This is a genomic window from Mesorhizobium liriopis (genome assembly GCF_024053505.1).
GTDB lineage: Bacteria > Pseudomonadota > Alphaproteobacteria > Rhizobiales > Rhizobiaceae > Mesorhizobium_B > Mesorhizobium_B liriopis.
This window is the reverse complement of record NZ_JAMXQS010000005.1, coordinates 171,891-188,846: the sequence shown is the minus strand read 5'-3', so window position 1 is coordinate 188,846 and position 16,956 is coordinate 171,891. Positions and strand designations below refer to the sequence as shown.

Genomic DNA, 16,956 nt, shown 5'->3' with positions numbered 1-16,956 from the left:
AGCCATGGCACAAGTTAGCCTGCGCGATCTCGTCAAGGTCTATGGCCGCCAGCCGGCGGTCCGAGGCATCGACCTCGATATCCAGGATCGTGAGTTCGTGGTCTTCGTCGGACCGTCCGGCTGCGGCAAGTCGACTACGTTGCGCATGATCGCGGGGCTTGAGAACATCTCGCATGGCGAGCTCCTGATTGACGGCCAAATGGTCAACGACCTGCCTTCGCGTCAGCGGGGGGTGGCCATGGTGTTCCAGACCTATGCGCTCTACCCGCACATGACCGTGCGCCAGAATATGTCGTTCGGTCTGCGGCTCGCGGGGCTGCCCAAGGCCGAGATCGAAGAACGCGTCGCCCGCGCCGTTTCCGTTCTTGAGCTTGGCCCCTATCTCGACCGCAGGCCGTCCCAGCTTTCCGGTGGCCAGCGTCAGCGCGTTGCTATGGGCCGCGCCATCGTGCGCGAGCCCAAGGTTTTCCTTTTCGACGAGCCGCTTTCCAATCTTGACGCCAAGCTGCGCAACCAGATGCGCATCGAGATCAAGCGTCTTCAGAAAGCGCTCAACGTTACCACGATCTATGTCACCCACGACCAAGTGGAAGCCATGACGCTGGCCGACCGGATTGTCGTGATGAAGGACGGCCTGATCGCCCAGGTTGGAACACCGATCGAGCTGTATGAGGCGCCGGCCAACCAGTTCGTCGCAGGCTTTATTGGGGCGCCCGCCATGAATTTCTTTGCCGGCCGTGTCGAAGCTGGTGAGCACGACGGGCTCGTTTTCCGCTCGAATGCCTTTGATGCTGTTCTGCCAACTGGGCGGTTCGCGAGACTCGAGATCGGCCGCCCGGTGGTGGCGGGTCTGCGGCCCGACGACGTTGTGCCGGTCGGACACGGCGTTCCGCCCACTGGAGGCATTGCGGCCACCGGCATCGTCATCTTGTCGGAGGTGCTGGGCGGCGAAAGTCAGATTCTGCTGCGCTTGGGCGAGGCCGAGGTCATGGCAAAAATGAGCCAGCCGCGCCCTGTCGAAAGCGATGAGCGCCTGCCACTTCAGCTCAACACCGACAGGCTTCATCTATTTGATGCGGAGACCGGCGCGAGCCTGCGCGCGTCGGCCGATGCTCGTTGAATGGACATTCGAAACGGGAGGAATATCACCATGCAGAGCAGACAATGGATCACCGGAGCCTTGGCAGGCGTTGCCATGGTGCTCGGCATAAGTGGCGCGAGTGCTGCGGACGTGCCGCTTTATCACGACAAGGGCTTCTGGTCGCAGCAATTCCAAGTGGTAGGCGACGCAGCCGGCGAGAAGACGGGCGTCCGCATCGTTCAGAACTCCTATGCCCCGCCGGAGCAGTACAAAGCCTTCGTGCAGTCCTCGATCGCATCCGGCTCGCCGCCAGACCTCTTCACTTGGTGGACCGGCCAGACCATGAACGAACTCGTCGCTACCGGACAGGTCGCGCCTCTCGACGACGTTTGGGAGAAGCTGGTCGCGTCAGGAGAATACGACCAGTCAACCCAAGATCTCTTCAAGGTGGATGGCAAGACCTATGCCGTACCGTTTTCGGTCGCGCGTTGGGTTGTCCTCTACAACAAGAAGATGTTTGCCGACCAAGGTCTGAGCGAGCCCAAGACTTGGGAAGAACTGATGGCGGCCGCTGATAAGCTGAAGGCCGCCGGTATCACGCCTTTTAACGCCACCGTACAGGAAGGTTGGCGTGGGTTTATCTGGTTCTCGGAGCTGATGATCCGCACCGATCCGGAGGCCTATAAAGGGCTGTTTAATGGCACCGTCGCTTATGACAGCCCGGCCGTCGAAAAGGTCTTCCAGTTGTGGTCGGACATGTATGCTAAAGGCTACTTCACCGACCCCCGCTCCAACGAAGAACCGCAGGATTTCGCACGTGGCAAGGCCGCGATGTATCTAATCGGCGAATGGGGTGAGGGCTTGGTGGACGCAGCCGGCCTGAAGCCCGACGCTGATTTCGGCGCCTTCATAATGCCGAACATGGACCCCAAGCTCCCCTCCGCCGTGGTGGTCGAGGCCGGACCGATGGTGGTCTCGGTTGCCGGCAAAGAAAAGCCCGATATCATGACGGCGCTCAACTTCTGGACCTCGGTCGATGGCGCCAATGTGTGGTCAAAGGCTTCGGGCAACTTCATCGGCAACACCAAGGCCGACGCGCCGAACCCGACGGTCGCCAAGATCTCGGCCGACATGAAGACCAACAACACGGTCGCCATGCAGCGCTGGTGGGAAGCCGTGCCCCCCGATCTCCAGGGCGAACTCGTGGCCGAGCTTAACGGCTTCCTGCTCAATCCCACCATGGACAACGCCAAGATGATCATGGGTCGGATGCAGGCGCTGAACGCAGACTATTGGGAAGCGAAGCAGTAGGCTTCAGCCAAAGGCAAGGCGGCGCCCGTCGCCTTGCCACTATATCTGGAGACGATGTTGAGCGCATTGAGCGAAAGCGACCAGAAGCTTCTCGAACGCATCGGGACCGATCGCATCGCAATGCGCGAGCGCAAGACCCGCCGTCGCAATTTCGCGACAGCTCTCCTCTTCATGGCACCAGCGCTTCTGCTTGTCTGTGGAATGCTGCTCTATCCTGTACTCTTCAACATCTGGCTGAGCTTCACCGATTGGCGCAAGTTTAAAGGCCTCGACACCTTCGTGGGCTTTCAGAACTATAAGCGCCTGTTCGGCCAGATCTATTTCGCGGAAGCTGCCTTCAACACGATGATCTGGGTGGTTGCGTCGCTTGTCGTTCCCGTGATTTTAGGGCTCGGCATAGCCATTCTCCTGCGCGGTGTGCGCTTCGAGAACGCATTCAAGAACTTGATCTTCCTGCCCCGTGTGCTCGCACCGACGGCAGTTGGAGTGATTTGGTTCTACGTTTATGCACCAACCGGCCTGCTCAACTACCTCCTCTCGCTCGTCACAGGCGAGACTGTCTCGGTCGGGTGGCTTTATCAGGCAAACACGGTCACTCCGGCCATCATTGCCACCCATGTCTGGCAGACGGTTGGCATTGTCATGGTGCTCCTGCTGCTCGGGCTCTCGGCCGTGCCGCGTGACCCTGTCGAGGCCGCCCAGATGGACGGCGCTAAGCCTTGGCAGACATATTTTCACGTGATCCTGCCGATCCTTACGCCCACGCTCGTAGTGGTCACAATCATCTCCGTACTTGCTGGCTTCACAGCTTTCGACCTGCTCTGGGTGATGGGGTCCACCTATCCCAGCCAGCGCACGCTTTCGCTTGTGGTGTTCATGTACTTCGAAGCCTTCCAGAAGGGCGGCTGGGCGTTCGGTGGGGCTATTGCGGTGGTAATCGGCGTGCTGGTGCTCCTCGTCACTTGGATCCAGGCGCTGCTTCAGGCACGAGCCGAGCGGATGGTGCGCTGATGGCAATCGCTCTCGATCGCCACAACTATGATGCCATCGCGCGCGCGGAAGCGACGCGGCGCAAAGGCGGTTGGATCGTGCTCGGCGTTGCCCTCCTCGTCAGCTTAGTTTGGCTAGCGCCCTTCTACTATCTGATCGTGTCCGCCTTCAAATCGAGCACAGAATATGCGGCTGGACACCCGCTCGCCCTGCCTCAGGGGTTGTCGCCTATTGTCGACAACGCCATACGCGTCTGGACCGACGCCAAGTTGGGCTGGGGCTTGGTTAACTCTGCGCTCTATGGGTTGGTGGGTGCAAGCGTAGCTGTGTTCGTTGCTGCCATGGCCGCCTTCGGGCTGACACGGCTCGACTTTTCGGGCCGCACCTTCTGGTTCATGCTGATCTTCTCGGGTACGGTCTTTCCGTTCCAGATGTATCTTATCCCGCTTTTCTTCACCTACCAGCAGATCGGCCTCCTCAATACGAGGGCGGGCATGATCCTGTTCTACTGTGCGATCTGCGTGCCATTCCCCGTACTGGTACTGCGCAACTTCATGGCGGGGCTGAACCGCGAGATGGACGAGGCTGCGCGCATGGACGGGGCAAACGACTGGCGCGTGTTCTTCTCGATCGTCCTGCCCAATGCCAAGGGGCCGATGCTCGCGCTGTTCCTCCTCCAGTTCACTTGGATATGGAACGATCTTCTGTTCTCGACTGTGCTCGGCAACACTCCAGAAATCCGCTCGGTGATGAACGCGCTTCAAGTATTCCAAGGCGCCTATACATCGGCGGGACCCAACATTGCGATGACGGGCGCGCTGATGGCATCCATCCCGACCGTGCTGCTTTTCTTTATCCTGCGCCGGCATTTCATGGCTGGGCTGAGCGTTTCGGCATGAGGCCCCGACGATGAGCCTGAACGACGCCCTCCTCGTCCTCCCGCAAGTTCCGGCTGCGCAAGCGCGACGGTCCGGTGTCGCCACTACCCAACGCGTCTTCTCACTCCTCTTGCATCGTATCCTGACCTTTGACCTGAAACCCCTAGACGAGATTTCAGAGGGTAGTCTCGCTGAGCAATTGGGGGTGAGCCGCACGCCCGTGCGCGAGGCGCTTGCTCGGCTCGCCAAGCTCCAACTGGTCGACATCTTTCCGCAACGTGGCACGGTGATCGCGCCTCTGCGCGTTGCCGATCTCAAGCGCTCGCAATTCTTGCGCGAGAGCTTGGAGCTTGGACTCTTGCGCCGCGCGCTTCGTGCTGCCGACCGCGCCGCCTTGGTCGGCACGCTGCGCGGCGAGATCGCCGTTCAGCGAACCATGGCGGATATCGGCGACGAAGGGCGCTTCTATGGGTCCGACGAGCTATTCCATCGCTGCATCGCATCGAGCGCCGGCCTTTCTGAGATTTGGGCTGATATCTCTGACGCCAAGCTACATATGGACCGCTTCCGCCATTTGATGCTCGCTTCCGTCGAGACATTGCCGGTGGTGGTTGCCCAGCACGAGCGAATTGTGGACGCGATCGAGGCCGGCGACAGGGCCGGCGCCGAAGAGGCGCTCAAGATACACCTCCGGCGCATCTTTGCCTTTCTGCCCCCGGCCTTCGCAGCACACCCCGAATATTTCGAGAAAGGGGGGCTGGCCGTGGTCGATCCCTTCTGGTTCGATGACTGAAACCCGGCGCGGGCTCGCTTGGGAATTCGGCGTGCTCAGCGTGGAACGCCGCGGAGCGATGCTCGGCCCTGTCCTCTTCACCTTGCCCGATGGACGCCAAGTCGCGCCCTTACATGTGGCGCGCTGGTTCGCCCATCCCGAAGCCGCCAACCTGTCCGGGTTGATGCCACGTCTGCGCGGCGACTGGGCTTGTGTTCCCTTCGGCTTCGACGCGGACCGGGAGGCCTCCGGCGACTGGCCAGCGTCGCGAGCGGAAGACGGCCTCGACGAGGGGCATGGCTTCGGCGCGAACCACGACTGGCGCTTTACCGACGGCCCATCCGGCACGCTCGCGCTCACCATCGAATATCCCGCCTCCCACCCCATCTCCCACCTTGAGCGCCGCATAGTTCCCGATCCGCTGGCCCCTGCCATCGAACTTGAACTCGTCGTTCACTGCCGTACCGACTGCGAATTGCCGGTCGGCCTGCATCCTTGCATCCGCCTGCCAGAGGCTGTTGGCGCGTTCGAAATCCTTCTGGATGCGGACGCTGAGGTCGCCACCTATCCAGGCGCTGTTGACACTACATCGATCTTCGCGCCGAACTGCTTCGCAAAGACGTCGGCTGTGCCGTTGAAGATGGGCGGGACGCTCGATATTCGGCGCCTGCCTCTGCTGCAACAGACGGAAGAACTCGTGCAGGTGCTGCAAAGCCCCGGCGCGGTAACGCTCGTCAACCACGCGGAAGCCTATCGCGTCCACCTGTCCTGGGAGGCGGAGGCTTTTCCGTCGCTCTTGCTGTGGATTTCCAACCGGGGCCGCGCCCACTTCCCCTGGGATGGGCGCCACTTGGCGCTCGGTGTCGAACCCGTCTGCGCGGCCTTTGATCTCGGTACCGCCATCGGCAGAGCCCCCAATCCGCTTAACGCGCGCGGTACCCCGACCGCCCATGCTTTTCGGGCGGGAGAGACCTGGACGACGCGTCACCGCATCGCAGTTGCGCCAGCGGGAGAGAACCTTGGCTGAACCCCTTGTTCGCCAACTCCTGCCCGGCACGGATGTGGTGGGCGAAAGCGTAATTTGGGACGAGCGCCGTGAATGCTTGTTCTGGGTCGACATCGTTGGTCGTCGAATCCGCCGCTTCGACCCACAGAGTGGTGCCGAACGGCACTGGGAGTTAGCCGAATTCCCAACCTCCATCGGCCTGCGCACAGATGGCGGCGCCGTGGTTGGCTTGACGCGCGAGGTGGCACTCTGGGACTTCGAGGGGCCGTTCGTGCCGCTCGCCACGCCTGAGCCAGGATGGCCGGGAAACCGACTTAACGAGGGCTGCGTTGCACCTGACGGCTCCTTCTGGGTCGGCACAATGGAGAACAATCTAACAGCTGCAGGCGCCCCCCGCGCAACATCAGGCAAGGCGGGACGCTACTACCGGATCGACCGGGATGGTGCGGTGACGCTCCTCTCGCCCGAGACCTTTGGCATCACCAACGGCATGGCTTGGCTGCCCGATGGCCGTTTCGTCACTGCGGACACGATAGAGAATGCGATTTACGCTTTCGACATTTCCCCGGACGGGAAATCCTTAAGCAACCGCCGGTCTTTTGCCGAACCCTTTGGACGAGGTCGGCCCGATGGATGCTGCACCGATGCCGAGGGCGGCATCTGGACTTGCCGCGTAGTCGGCGGCTATTCTGTGACGCGGACAATGGCCGACGGCACTGTCGACAGGGTGATCGACCTGCCCTGCTCCTGGCCGACAAGTTGCACTTTCGGTGGGCCGGAGCTTGCCACCCTCTTCGTTACCTCGGCGCGCTTCACCATGAGCGAGGCGCATCTGAGGGAAAACAAGCAGGAGGGCGCGCTTTTTGCCTTTGAGCCCGGCGTCAGGGGCATGCCCGAGAACCGTTTCGCCTGAAAGGGAGGCTAGCTGTGGATGATCTCGCATTCGGCACGCGCGACAAGCGTGGAAACTGGAAGCCTAGCAAAGCGATCGAGTACCCACGGGTCTTCGTTTGGCCGGTTGATTTCCGCGCAATTCTGGGCTGGGTTCCCGAATATCTTGCGCCTTGGAACTTTCTCTACGCTGCGATTGGGGTGGCCTTTTGGCTGTGGCTTACGCCGTCGATCGAGACGATGCGAGAATTTGCGCCCGGCTGGATTGCCTTCATTCTCAGTCGCAATATTGGGCTCGTGCTCGCCTTCTACGGCTGGTTCCACTTCCGACTCTATCGTCAGAAGCGGCAGGGCACGAAGTTTAAATACAATGGCAAGTGGCTCGACACTGACAATCCCGCATTCCTCTTTAAGAATCAAACGGTCGACAACATGATCTGGACGCTCGCCTCGGGCGTGCCAGTCTGGACCGCCTTCGAAGTGCTCTCGTTGTGGCTCTTTGCCAACGAATACATTCCCTATGTGACTTGGGCCGATCACCCGGTCTGGATCGTGGTGTTGATGCTCTTGATCCCGCTCTTCCGCGAAGTCCATTTCTACCTAGTTCACCGGCTGATCCACTGGCCGCCACTCTACCGGGCAGTCCACAAGCTGCACCATAACAACGTCAATCCCGGCCCTTGGTCGGGCCTTGCGATGCACCCGGTCGAGCATTTGCTCTACTTTTCAGGTGTCATGATCCACTGGATCGTGCCATCCAACCCAGTGCATGTGATCTTTCACCTCGTGCATTTGGGTCTGGCGCCCGCCCCGGGCCATGCCGGGTTCGACAAGGTGCTCACTGGTCCTGAAGACTCGGACAAGCATTTCGACATTCACGGCTACAGCCACTACCTCCACCACAAGTATTTCGAGTGCAACTATTCTGACGGCGCACTCCCGCTCGACAAATGGTTCGGCTCCTTCCACGACGGCAGCGACGAAAGCCATGAGCGCATGAACGAACGCTTTATGAAAACCGCTAAGCGCCGCCAGGAAAAGCAGGCAGCGCGCCCCGCTCGACGAAAGGGATAGCCATATAACCGTCTTGATATTTAGCTGGAGAAGGTTAGCTGCCAGTTTCCTTCCCTCTACCACCGCTCCTCCTCGAATCATTCTCCAGCGCTGATCGTCTCGCTGCAAACCCCGCAGAACTGCGGGGCTCAGCAATTTATGCTGTGTGTTGGGGTATAGCACGAACAAGCGTATTCGGCTCTCTCTGCGGCGATGTTCTCCGAGGCTGTGTGCTAGGCCGTTCTGACACACAGCTTTGCATGCGCTGTTTTCAATGACGTTTTTGCCTTTGGAGTTTCGTGTCAGTTTGTGGTCTGCCCGCTAGGCGGAGAGGAGAGAGGACCGACTTTCGTATGGCGTTCATGCAGTCTTTGATCGCCAAGCTGATGGAGCCAGATCGTTCGAGATAATGTATGTGGAAGGCTGAAGGGTTAGCGAGTGCCAACCCAGCATGGTGTTTGAATGAGTGTCGCATTCCAGAAAGAAGAGAGTGCCGAAGCGGCTTCGGAAGCCGTTCTTCCGGCACGGCCGATCTCGGATCGGATCAATCTTGTGACCGAGGCCGGCCTTCGGATGCTTCACGATGAACTAGCACGTGCCCAAGAGGCTCTGGACGCTGCCAACCTCATTGACGACGTCAACGAGAAGCGCCGACAGGCGGCAGGACCAATGCGTGACGTGCGCTACTATGCCGAGCGCATCCGGACGGCCCAATTGCAGCACTTGCCTGCCTCCTATGATGTGGTTGCTTTCGGCCACACCATCACTTTCGCGCGCGATGATGGGCGTACCCAAACCTTCCGCATCGTTGGCGAGGATGAAGCGAACCCCTCGCATGGCTCGATCTCGCATGGGTCGCCCGTGGCGCTGGCTTTGATCGGCAAGGCTGTCGGCGACGTCGTGCGAGCCGGACGGCGTGAGCTGGAGATCGTGGCCATCGCATAAGCATGCCCGGAAACAAAGTACAGGATAGTAGTGGCTGGCTGTCCGCAGCTAAACATGCGAGGAGCTGAAGATCTCCTCCAGCCGAGGTGAACACTGCTTTTTGAATTTGGCCTAGGCTGCAGCATCGCAGGCATACCCATGCCAGTGGCCACGCCTGTTAGGCCGCAGGCTCATGTCCGGCCTGTCCGGCTGTGGCCACAGCAACTACCACCGTGACCGCGGCCATCACAAACGTAATGACAATGAGAGCGAGCGACAGGGAAGTCACCGTCAACATCGCACTCGCAAAAATTACACCCAGCGAGCTGGCAGTGCGCAAAAGTGCAAATACTTCCGGACGTCTGTCTGGCGGGGCAAGCGTATCGAGAACGAGCGAAAAGTATGTGCCCAGGGGTGCGAGAACCAAACCCATCAAAACGGCACCGACAACTGTTATGACCAAAGACAGATTGAGCGCAGCAAGCGCTGATCCTGCAGTCATGATCGCCAACTGGGTCAGCACGGCTCGACGCGATGCCATTCTGTTCTGTATACTGATCCAGACGCCTCCTGCCACAGAAGCCAAGCACAAGGGCACCGTTAACAAGATGGCAAGAGCGGGCGGATAACCAAAGTTCAAAGCGAGAGCGACCGCACCGATCTCGATCGCTGCGATGGCTGCACCGTCGGCAGCAGCACAGATCAGCCACAGGAACATCGCAGGAGAGAGAACCGAGCCGCCTCCGAGAGATGCGCTATCAGTCATAACTACGTCCGAACGGGGTGCTAGCAGAGCCGGAAGGCCACCCAGAATGGACAAGGCCAGGATGCCCCAGACGGGCGAGATTGATCCAAGACCCGATGCAAAGACAGGTGAGGCAACAAATGTCACTTCGTTGAGCGTTGCAGCGATGCCAAGCGCGCGTGGCAACCGGTCTGGCGGGGTGAAGCCGTTTAGAAGGGCCCGCAAATATCCATAGGCTGCACCGTTCACCGAGCCTGCAATCGCAGCAAGCAGGATGAGCCAGAGGAAGTCGGCACCGGTTGCCACGCAAACGCTCATCAGTGCGAATGCAACGGTGCGGAAGCCAACCAGGGTCCTGAGAACCCATGTGGACGGAAGCTTGCGGCCCAGTCGCGTGATGGGGATGGCACCCAATACCTGAGCGAGCGTCATTGCAAAGATCATGGCAGCACCGCCGCTGGTATCGCCGGTGAGGCTCAGTGCCGCAAGGGAGAAGGCAACGGGCCCCGCTGCCTGTGGCACGGTCAAGGTGGCATAGGAAATGAACCAGCGAAGCAACGACCAGGACATGCAACGACCCTGTTTGGGGCCGGGCCGTTCCCGGGCATTCATTCCCATGGTGGGGGAGGACGTTACCTCACCCTCGAAGTCCTAGCGACACATCCGATCACGTCAACAGGCGAATGCGGTGTATGCCTGTCTAAGGTCAACGATACGGGGATAGATGGACCGAAGGCAGAACCTCGGTCTCATATGGGAATAGTCGAAAGCAGCCATTCCGCTTCCGACCTCTTTAGAGGCGCTCATGAGAGCATTTGTTGTGGGCAGTGGTAGAAAGCTCCAAAACGACGACACCAGTCATCGAGGCGCAGATCTTGCAGGACCCAACTATCTTGCTTGCGATGGCCGCACCCCTTGCAACCTCAGCACCATTCACAGGCTGGCTACACCCAGATGCAGTGTTCGTTGCGTCCAACCTGGGGGGTATCTCGCGGCAGGCGTGCCGGCAGGATGCTGTAACGGGGCCTGCATCGCGTAATGCCCTTACCGCTTGCAAGATTAAGGGCAAGCTGTCGCCGTTCCCGTATCGGATCCACAGGAGGACCACGGGATGAAACTGTTTGTCGGCTTAGATGTGTCGCTGGCGAAGACTGCGATTTGCGTGATCAGCGAGCATGGGAAGATCGTGAAGGAGGCGCAGGCAGCCAGCGAGCCTGAAGCGCTTACCCGCTGGATCAGGGAATTAGACGGCACCCTTTCTGCCATTGGCCTTGAAGCCGGCCCCTTGTCGCAATGGCTGCATCGAGGACTGACCGAGGCAGGACTTGATGTCGTATTGATGGAAACGCGTCAGGTGAAAGGAGCCCTGAAGGCAATGCCGATCAAGACGGACCGGAGGGACGCCGAAGGCATTGCGCGCCTGCTTCATCTCGGCTGGTTCAGACCCGTTCATTGCAAGTCTGTCTCGGCGCAGGAAGTGCGCGCTTTGCTTGGTGCCGGCCAAGGCGGTGCAGCAAGGCTTCATCGCGTTGGAGCTCTCCCTGCGAGGACTGCTGCGGAACTTCGGGTTGAGGGTCGGCGCTATCTCCCGTGGCAGGTTCGAGCACCGCATCCGGGAGCTGGTGGAAGGCAACCCAATTCTGTCCGCCGCGACAGAGCCGATGCTTCGGGCGCGGGCATCACTTCAGCAGGAGCTTGCCGGCCTGGAACGCCGTGTCCGTCAATTGGCGCAAGATGATCGCGTTTGTCACCGTCTGATGTCGATGCCCGGCGTGGGCGCGGTTGTGGCGCTGACCTACCGTTCAGCCGTTGATGATCCCTCCCGGTTCCTATCGTCGAAGAAGGGTGGGCCATGGGTTGGCCTCACGCCTTCACGCAACCAGTCAGGGGAACGCGACGTCTTGGGCGGGATCACAAAAGCGGGGGACGTCAATCTCAGACGTGCGCTTTGCCAGGCCGCGACTGTCATGATGCACCGTGGTCGCTCGACGTGGCTGAGAATATGGGCCGCACAGGTCGCTCGCCGTCGAGGAGCGAAGCGGGCTATGGTTGCTCTGGCCCGGCGCATCGGTGTGATCCTGCATCGGATGTGGGTTGATGGCACCAGCTTCCAATCCGAGATCCGGGTGCCGCATGCAAACTGACCGCCCGAACGCCCCGTTGCCTGCCTGACCGCAGGCCTTCGAGGTCCCGCGAGCGACGCGGTTCCGATGAACCAGCATCATGTTAGCGGCCTTCGCGCCGACCACGGACCGAGGCATGCACCCGAGGAATCTCAGCTGAAGGCCGCGTCACCAGCAGGATAGCTGAGATCGATCAAAGCTCAGCCGTACCATAGTGGCCGACAACGCATGCCCAGAACCCCTTGACTGAGACGGCCCCCTTACCGAAGTCCTGACCCTAGGCTCGTCTTCGGTCGGGTCTGGGGCTTTGTGCTGTTTAAGATCGGGCAATGTGGGGATGCTACACTCTCACACATCCTGCTTGAGGTCGCTGCCGTCGTGAGATCAAAACTGCCATTCTTCGTCTTATGCGCGATTTGCATCGCGTTCGGCGTCGCAGCGATCTGGCTTGAGCATTTGGGGATTTTCATCTTCGCCATTGCCGGTCTTGCTTTTGCATATACGCTTGAAAGGTTTAGGGCCGGTCAGCCACTGCCGCCGAGCGAAGCTGGGTTCAACGGGGGCGGTGAGTTCATTCCGTTCGATATAGACAGCGGTGACGGGGGCGGTGGGCACTGAACGCCCACGGTCGATGCATCGCTCGCCTGGAGCAATTGCCATGATGTCAGTCACGAGGCCGCCCAGGCAAACCTCCAACTTCCCCAAGCCACGGCACCGATGACGAGCACCATATCTGACGTCGCGGAGGCAGATCGCGGCGCTGATCAATAGTCCCGGTCCGGATGCTAATCTCGCGAGCGTCCACATTCTCGCCGGTCGTATAGATGGGCGACCCGCATTCGGGGCAAAAATACTGCAGGCGCCGACGTCCGTTGTCGGCCGTTTTCGCGTACAGCTTCAATGCGCCTCGTATGATACGAAGATCGTCAGGCTTCGCGCCGACTGTGACGCGATAGTCTGTGCCTGTCAGCCGCTGGCAGTCAGTGCAGTGGCAAACGATGACATCGTCAGGATCAATCTCGGCTTCGTACGCGAGTTGACCGCAATGACAGCTTCCAGTGATCCGCATCCGTGATCCCGATCGAAAGGCGGAAGCATATTCGCGTGCACCTCGCATGCAAGACCGCTCCGTCACTGGCTCCGGCTGGCCGGAGCACCTTGCATCAAAACTCGCCTTTCTCGTTAATGCCGGGGAAACCCTGACGGCAGCTCGTAGCTGACACCCCTGACATGCTGGCTATCGTGCTTCCAACTCGCATGAGGTGCTGAAAGCTGTGCCGCCAGCTCACCGAACAAGCCCGTTCTTCTTTCACGTCCGCCATGGTCGGTTTGAGCCTGACAACGAGGGCAGGCAGATATGCTCGCGCAAGGAAGCTCGGCGCGAAGCGCTCAAGCGCGTTGGCGAGATGCTGGCCAAAACAGGCACAGACCAATGGGACGGCAATGAGTGGCAGATGTTTGTGACGGACGAAAATGATCGGGTGACGTGCACCATCACTCTGAAAGTGGAAGATCGTTGATGCGAGCAGCGCTCTCGATCCGTACTAGTCTATGGTCAGGCCTACAGTTTGAATTGAACGGCCACGCTGATGGCAATCATCAAAATGAAGGCGCCGACGAGGGCGAAAAACAGAGCACGCAGCATCGGGTCAGGCACGAAACAGATGTGCACGGAAGTTGCGGCAGGTACATAGAAGCCGCTTGTCTGAGTGGGGCGTGTTGTTCAGAGACAAAGCTTGGCATCCCTCTGTGAACTCCTCGACACTCATGCTGACTTCGAGCTCGCCCGCTGCGCCTCGCGCTCGCGACGCTTCAGTGAGCTGATAACCACACGCGCAAAAGGCATATTGCCAAGGCGCTTTGCGATCTGCTCAGCCATTGGAATGGCTTGGTCGCCGTAACGGCGTTGCATGATGCCGACAATAAGATGAAGGTCGCGACGCAACTGCATGGGGTCGCTGTCATCACGTTCTGCCTCGGCAGCAGTCGCAATCATTTCGAGGAGTTGGACATAGTCTGCTGGCAGCCCAGGCAAGTCAGTGGCCTGCCGCAACGCGTTCGCGATCGTGTTCATTGAGCAGCACTCCTCCCAGCGCGCTTGAAGGAGTTGCCTATACGATCGGCTAAAACACGACATTGAAATTTGAGTGCGGACCCTAAGGGAAAAGCCGACGTCCGGCTCACCCTATTCGAGGATCGGTCTTGTTTCGCCAGCGGTCGTCGTTTGCATGAGACGAGGATGTTGACTTGATTTCATCCTCGACACCCATGGTCACCATCTCCAGCAAGTAAAGAAGGAAAGGGGCCTTGGCGACGGTGGCCAGATGCTTGGCATCAGCTACGGTCTTGCGCAAAGTTCTCAAGACAGACTTCCGATCATTCTCGTCGTGCATTGCCTTCTCACCCGTGCAACAAACGTTAACATGTGACAGCTGGGGAGCGCGGAAGCTAGGGCCTGTTAGCGCCTGATCCAATCGAGGGCTGCAGCGAGGGAGAGGATGCCGAGGAAGCTGGCGGCGGTTTTTTCGTATCGGGTGGCAACGGCGCGCCATTCTTTCAGCCGAGCCCAAGGACTTTCGACCCGGTTGCGGTTGTCGTGGATCCAGTCCGGGCAGGCGATGGGCGCCTCGTGGCGAAGCGGCGGGATGGCGAGCCGGACGCCCATGTCCCAGATGTGCTGGTGGAACGCGTGGCTGGTGTAGCCACGATCCGCCACCAGACATTTGGACACGCGGACAATCGACTTAAGAGCGGGGTCGCGTGCGGGAGTTCATGCGCCTGTCCGGGTGCCAAGCGGAAGGCGATCGCACGCCCGGCGTCGTCCGCCATCACGCAGGCCTTGATAACATAACTGCGTGTCCGAAAAACCTGCAGCAGGCCAATCACCATGGCTCGAGATAAGGCTCGCACCCACCGTGTCTCCTACTATGTAGCTGCTTCCGACTGCTTTGCAGCCGGCTAGGATCAGGATTCAATCAGCTTAACGGCCGCAACTGCTTTCGCCCCAAGTGGACTACTTCTCGCACTTGACCAACATCACTTTGGCAGGAGCAACGCAGCGGCTCCATTCAAGTCTGGCACCTCCGCGTAGGGCAGCCAGTCGGGGTTGCCACGCTGCCCGAGCCGGTTTACCCAAATACCGCGCACTCCAAGGTCGTGACACGCCTTCATGTCGAGGAACATGCCCATAGCGACGTGTACTGTCTCGTCTTTCGTCACCCCCATCGTACGGTAGCCGTACTCGAATATCTGCCGTGCCGGTTTGTAGGCTTGCGCGCGCTCGGCGGTGATGACGAAATCGATGGGCACGCCGATGCGCGCCACGTTGTGGACGATGAGGTCGTCATCCGAGTTCGTGAAGATCGCGAGCTTGTAGCGCTCGCTGAGACGTCGCAGTGCATCCGAGACCTCGGGATGCGGACCCATCGTCGGGATCGCGGTCGCGAGCCGTTCAACGTCGCCTTCGTTGGGGGCGAGACCGAGCTCCACCATGGCCGCACGGAAGGCCAAGCGCAGGATGTCCTTGTAAATCCGGTGGGGTCGCTCAGCTTCGAGACGGCGCGAGTGCTGCGAGAAGGTGTCGAGCACGTTGGACGCGCTCTGGGTGCCGCGGCCCTGCGCGACCAGCACCACCCCGATCTCGCGAAGCAAAACCTCGTTCCACTGCACGAGCGTGCCGTAGCAATCAAAGGTGATGACCTTTGGCGTGGGATCGAGCTTGAACATGGGGACATCGAATTCTGGCATTAGGGAGTCCATGGTTGCAGCGGAGCCTAAGCTAACTATGTTCGGGACTCGGTCACGGCCAGAAAGCGATGGTGGTCGCGAGCGCTACGCCTGCCCTGATGGCGGCACTCAGCACAGCTGACGAGACAGCCAGCGTGGCCATGCTTGACAGCACTATGATGCGCCCGCGCGCAGAAGTTGCGGCTGCCGGAAATTTGGGGGAACTGAGGGAAACCACGACTATGCGCGTGCTGCAGCCATCCGAGTACAGGCGCATGCCTTGGAAGAACGGCGGCGGGGAAACCGCAGAGATCGCGGTTGGCCCAGCGGGTGCCTCGCTCAACGGCTTTGGCTGGCGGGTCAGCATGGCTTGGGTGGCTCAGGACGGGCCGTTCTCCAGCTTTCCTGAAGTGGACCGGACATTGGTGGTTCTGGAGGGCGATGGGATCGAACTGAGCGTCGAGGGCGAAGACGCCGTGACGCTCACTAGGCTTTCGCAACCTCATGGCTTCGCAGCCGACGCACCGACGCGAGGCCGGCTGCTCGGCGGGCCGATCATTGATCTCAACATCATGACCCGGCGCGGACACTTCACGCACCGCATCCAACACATATCCATCGTAGCGTCGACAGAGCTCGTCGCGGAATGGGAAACCAATCTGCTCTTCGTCAATGGTGACTGCGGGATCGCATGGAGCGGGAAGAGTTTCGCACTTGCACGCTTCAGTGCGCTCGTCGACTTACCGAAAACGAGTCTTCTGCGCTTCGCGTCAGATGAGCCTGCTGACGTCTTCCTGATCGGAATCGACCCGGTCGTGCCGTGAAAGTCAGCCTCGAAGTCGGCCATTGTACGGCAGCTGGTGCCAGGGGTTGTATCCAAGCGATGAGTGCAGTCGCAAGGTGATTGGTGTGCTGGCGCGGAGCGGTCACACATATCGACGATGACGCTATTGCAGCACTCTCACGCTCCTATGCAAGTATCCTGCCTGGGGACGCTGCCATTCTCGACCTGATGTCGAGCTGGGTCAGCCACCTGCCCAATGATCGCACGTTCGCAGAAGTCGTGGGCCATGGCATGAATGCCGAAGAACTTGCCGCCAATCCGCGTCTCTCCGAATGGTTCGTTCAGGATCTCAACTCCGATCCCGTTCTACCCCTGCTCAGCGCGAAGTTCGATGCGGTGCTTTGTTGCGTGGGCGTGCAGTATCTTCAGCAGCCTGTTGCCGTGTTTTGCGAAGCCAGACGCGTTCTTCGTCCTGGCGGCTTGGTTGCCGTGTCCTTCTCCAACCGGTGTTTCTCCACCAAGGCGGTTGCTGTTTGGCAGGCGCTCAACGCGGAAGGCCAGGCAGCACTCGTGCGGCTCTACCTGGAGCGAGCGGGCTTTAATGCCATAGACATCCTGTTCTGCGCGATGGGCACAATGGCGATCCGTTGACTGCCGTGGTCGGCAGAACGC

The 16,956-nt window shown here is 60.0% G+C and carries 18 protein-coding genes and 2 pseudogenes; 13 read left to right on the top strand and 7 right to left on the bottom strand.

Going from position 1 to position 16,956, the window contains the following annotated elements; all coding sequences use genetic code 11:
* Window positions 1-4: 4 nt before the first annotated feature.
* The 9 genes from NGM99_RS10895 to greA all read left to right on the top strand — a co-directional run bounded on the left by NGM99_RS10895 (window position 5) and on the right by greA (window position 8,927).
* Window positions 5-1,120 (top strand): ABC transporter ATP-binding protein, encoded by a 1,116-nt coding sequence (locus NGM99_RS10895; protein ID WP_252818813.1) that lies wholly within the window; start codon window positions 5-7, stop codon window positions 1,118-1,120.
* Window positions 1,121-1,150: 30 nt separating this feature from the next.
* On the top strand, window positions 1,151-2,392 hold the full coding sequence (locus NGM99_RS10890) for an ABC transporter substrate-binding protein (protein ID WP_252818811.1): 1,242 nt from the start codon (window positions 1,151-1,153) through the stop codon (window positions 2,390-2,392).
* Between the two features lie 57 nt (window positions 2,393-2,449).
* A complete protein-coding gene (locus NGM99_RS10885; RefSeq protein WP_252818810.1) occupies window positions 2,450-3,403 on the top strand; it encodes a carbohydrate ABC transporter permease in 954 nt (317 codons plus the stop codon).
* Window positions 3,403-4,281 carry a carbohydrate ABC transporter permease gene (locus NGM99_RS10880; protein ID WP_252818808.1) on the top strand — a complete coding sequence of 293 codons (879 nt, stop codon included), beginning with the start codon at window positions 3,403-3,405 and terminating at the stop codon, window positions 4,279-4,281. The genes NGM99_RS10885 and NGM99_RS10880 overlap by 1 nt, the downstream gene beginning before the upstream one ends.
* Window positions 4,282-4,291: 10 nt before the next feature.
* Window positions 4,292-5,053: a GntR family transcriptional regulator gene (locus tag NGM99_RS10875; RefSeq protein ID WP_252818806.1), complete on the top strand. Its 762-nt coding sequence runs from the start codon at window positions 4,292-4,294 to the stop codon at window positions 5,051-5,053.
* On the top strand, window positions 5,046-6,059 hold the full coding sequence (locus tag NGM99_RS10870) for a hypothetical protein (protein WP_252818804.1): 1,014 nt from the start codon (window positions 5,046-5,048) through the stop codon (window positions 6,057-6,059). Before NGM99_RS10875 ends, NGM99_RS10870 begins: the two co-directional genes overlap by 8 nt.
* Complete coding sequence (locus NGM99_RS10865; protein ID WP_252818802.1) at window positions 6,052-6,951, top strand: SMP-30/gluconolactonase/LRE family protein; 900 nt, start codon at window positions 6,052-6,054, stop codon at window positions 6,949-6,951. Before NGM99_RS10870 ends, NGM99_RS10865 begins: the two co-directional genes overlap by 8 nt.
* Window positions 6,952-6,965: 14 nt before the next feature.
* The gene (locus NGM99_RS10860) at window positions 6,966-8,003 is read left to right on the top strand and encodes a sterol desaturase family protein (RefSeq protein WP_252818799.1); all 1,038 of its coding nucleotides are present in this window, start codon (window positions 6,966-6,968) and stop codon (window positions 8,001-8,003) included.
* A gap of 441 nt (window positions 8,004-8,444) precedes the next feature.
* Entirely contained in the window at window positions 8,445-8,927 is a 483-nt protein-coding gene (gene greA / locus NGM99_RS10855) for a transcription elongation factor GreA (protein ID WP_252818797.1), read from the top strand.
* Between the two features lie 157 nt (window positions 8,928-9,084).
* On the opposite strand, the gene NGM99_RS10850 is transcribed toward greA, so the two are convergent.
* On the bottom strand, window positions 9,085-10,221 hold the full coding sequence (locus NGM99_RS10850; RefSeq protein ID WP_252818795.1) for an MFS transporter: 1,137 nt from the start codon (window positions 10,219-10,221) through the stop codon (window positions 9,085-9,087).
* A 541-nt stretch (window positions 10,222-10,762) separates the two neighbouring features.
* Between NGM99_RS10850 and NGM99_RS10845 the strand changes: the two are divergent.
* Window positions 10,763-11,795: pseudogene (locus NGM99_RS10845) on the top strand (IS110 family RNA-guided transposase).
* Between the two features lie 384 nt (window positions 11,796-12,179).
* On the opposite strand, the gene NGM99_RS10840 reads toward NGM99_RS10845, so the two are convergent.
* Window positions 12,180-12,446, bottom strand: a complete 267-nt coding sequence (locus tag NGM99_RS10840) for a hypothetical protein (protein ID WP_252818793.1) — start codon at window positions 12,444-12,446, stop codon at window positions 12,180-12,182.
* A complete protein-coding gene (locus NGM99_RS10835; protein ID WP_252818791.1) occupies window positions 12,439-12,843 on the bottom strand; it encodes a GFA family protein in 405 nt (134 codons plus the stop codon). Before NGM99_RS10835 ends, NGM99_RS10840 begins: the two co-directional genes overlap by 8 nt.
* 193 nt (window positions 12,844-13,036) lie before the next feature.
* On the opposite strand from NGM99_RS10835, the gene NGM99_RS21935 reads away from it, so the two are divergent.
* Window positions 13,037-13,294 (top strand): DUF6894 family protein, encoded by a 258-nt coding sequence (locus NGM99_RS21935; RefSeq protein WP_435371421.1) that lies wholly within the window; start codon window positions 13,037-13,039, stop codon window positions 13,292-13,294.
* Window positions 13,295-13,539: 245 nt separating this feature from the next.
* Here NGM99_RS21935 and NGM99_RS10830 read toward each other — a convergent pair whose 3' ends face one another.
* From NGM99_RS10830 to NGM99_RS10815, 4 genes and pseudogenes are all read right to left on the bottom strand, one after another.
* On the bottom strand, window positions 13,540-13,848 hold the full coding sequence (locus tag NGM99_RS10830) for a hypothetical protein (protein WP_252818789.1): 309 nt from the start codon (window positions 13,846-13,848) through the stop codon (window positions 13,540-13,542).
* Window positions 13,849-13,954: 106 nt separating this feature from the next.
* A complete protein-coding gene (locus NGM99_RS10825) occupies window positions 13,955-14,167 on the bottom strand; it encodes a hypothetical protein (RefSeq protein ID WP_252818788.1) in 213 nt (70 codons plus the stop codon).
* A 65-nt stretch (window positions 14,168-14,232) separates the two neighbouring features.
* Window positions 14,233-14,624 (bottom strand): annotated as a pseudogene (locus tag NGM99_RS10820) (transposase); the annotation flags it as partial.
* Window positions 14,625-14,810: 186 nt separating this feature from the next.
* On the bottom strand, window positions 14,811-15,521 hold the full coding sequence (locus NGM99_RS10815) for a haloacid dehalogenase type II (RefSeq protein WP_252818786.1): 711 nt from the start codon (window positions 15,519-15,521) through the stop codon (window positions 14,811-14,813).
* A gap of 140 nt (window positions 15,522-15,661) precedes the next feature.
* Here NGM99_RS10815 and NGM99_RS10810 point away from each other — a divergent pair, with 140 nt between their 5' ends.
* The gene (locus tag NGM99_RS10810) at window positions 15,662-16,324 is read left to right on the top strand and encodes a HutD/Ves family protein (RefSeq protein WP_252819195.1); all 663 of its coding nucleotides are present in this window, start codon (window positions 15,662-15,664) and stop codon (window positions 16,322-16,324) included.
* A gap of 83 nt (window positions 16,325-16,407) precedes the next feature.
* A complete protein-coding gene (locus NGM99_RS10805; RefSeq protein ID WP_252818784.1) occupies window positions 16,408-16,935 on the top strand; it encodes a methyltransferase domain-containing protein in 528 nt (175 codons plus the stop codon).
* Window positions 16,936-16,956: the final 21 nt, after the last annotated feature.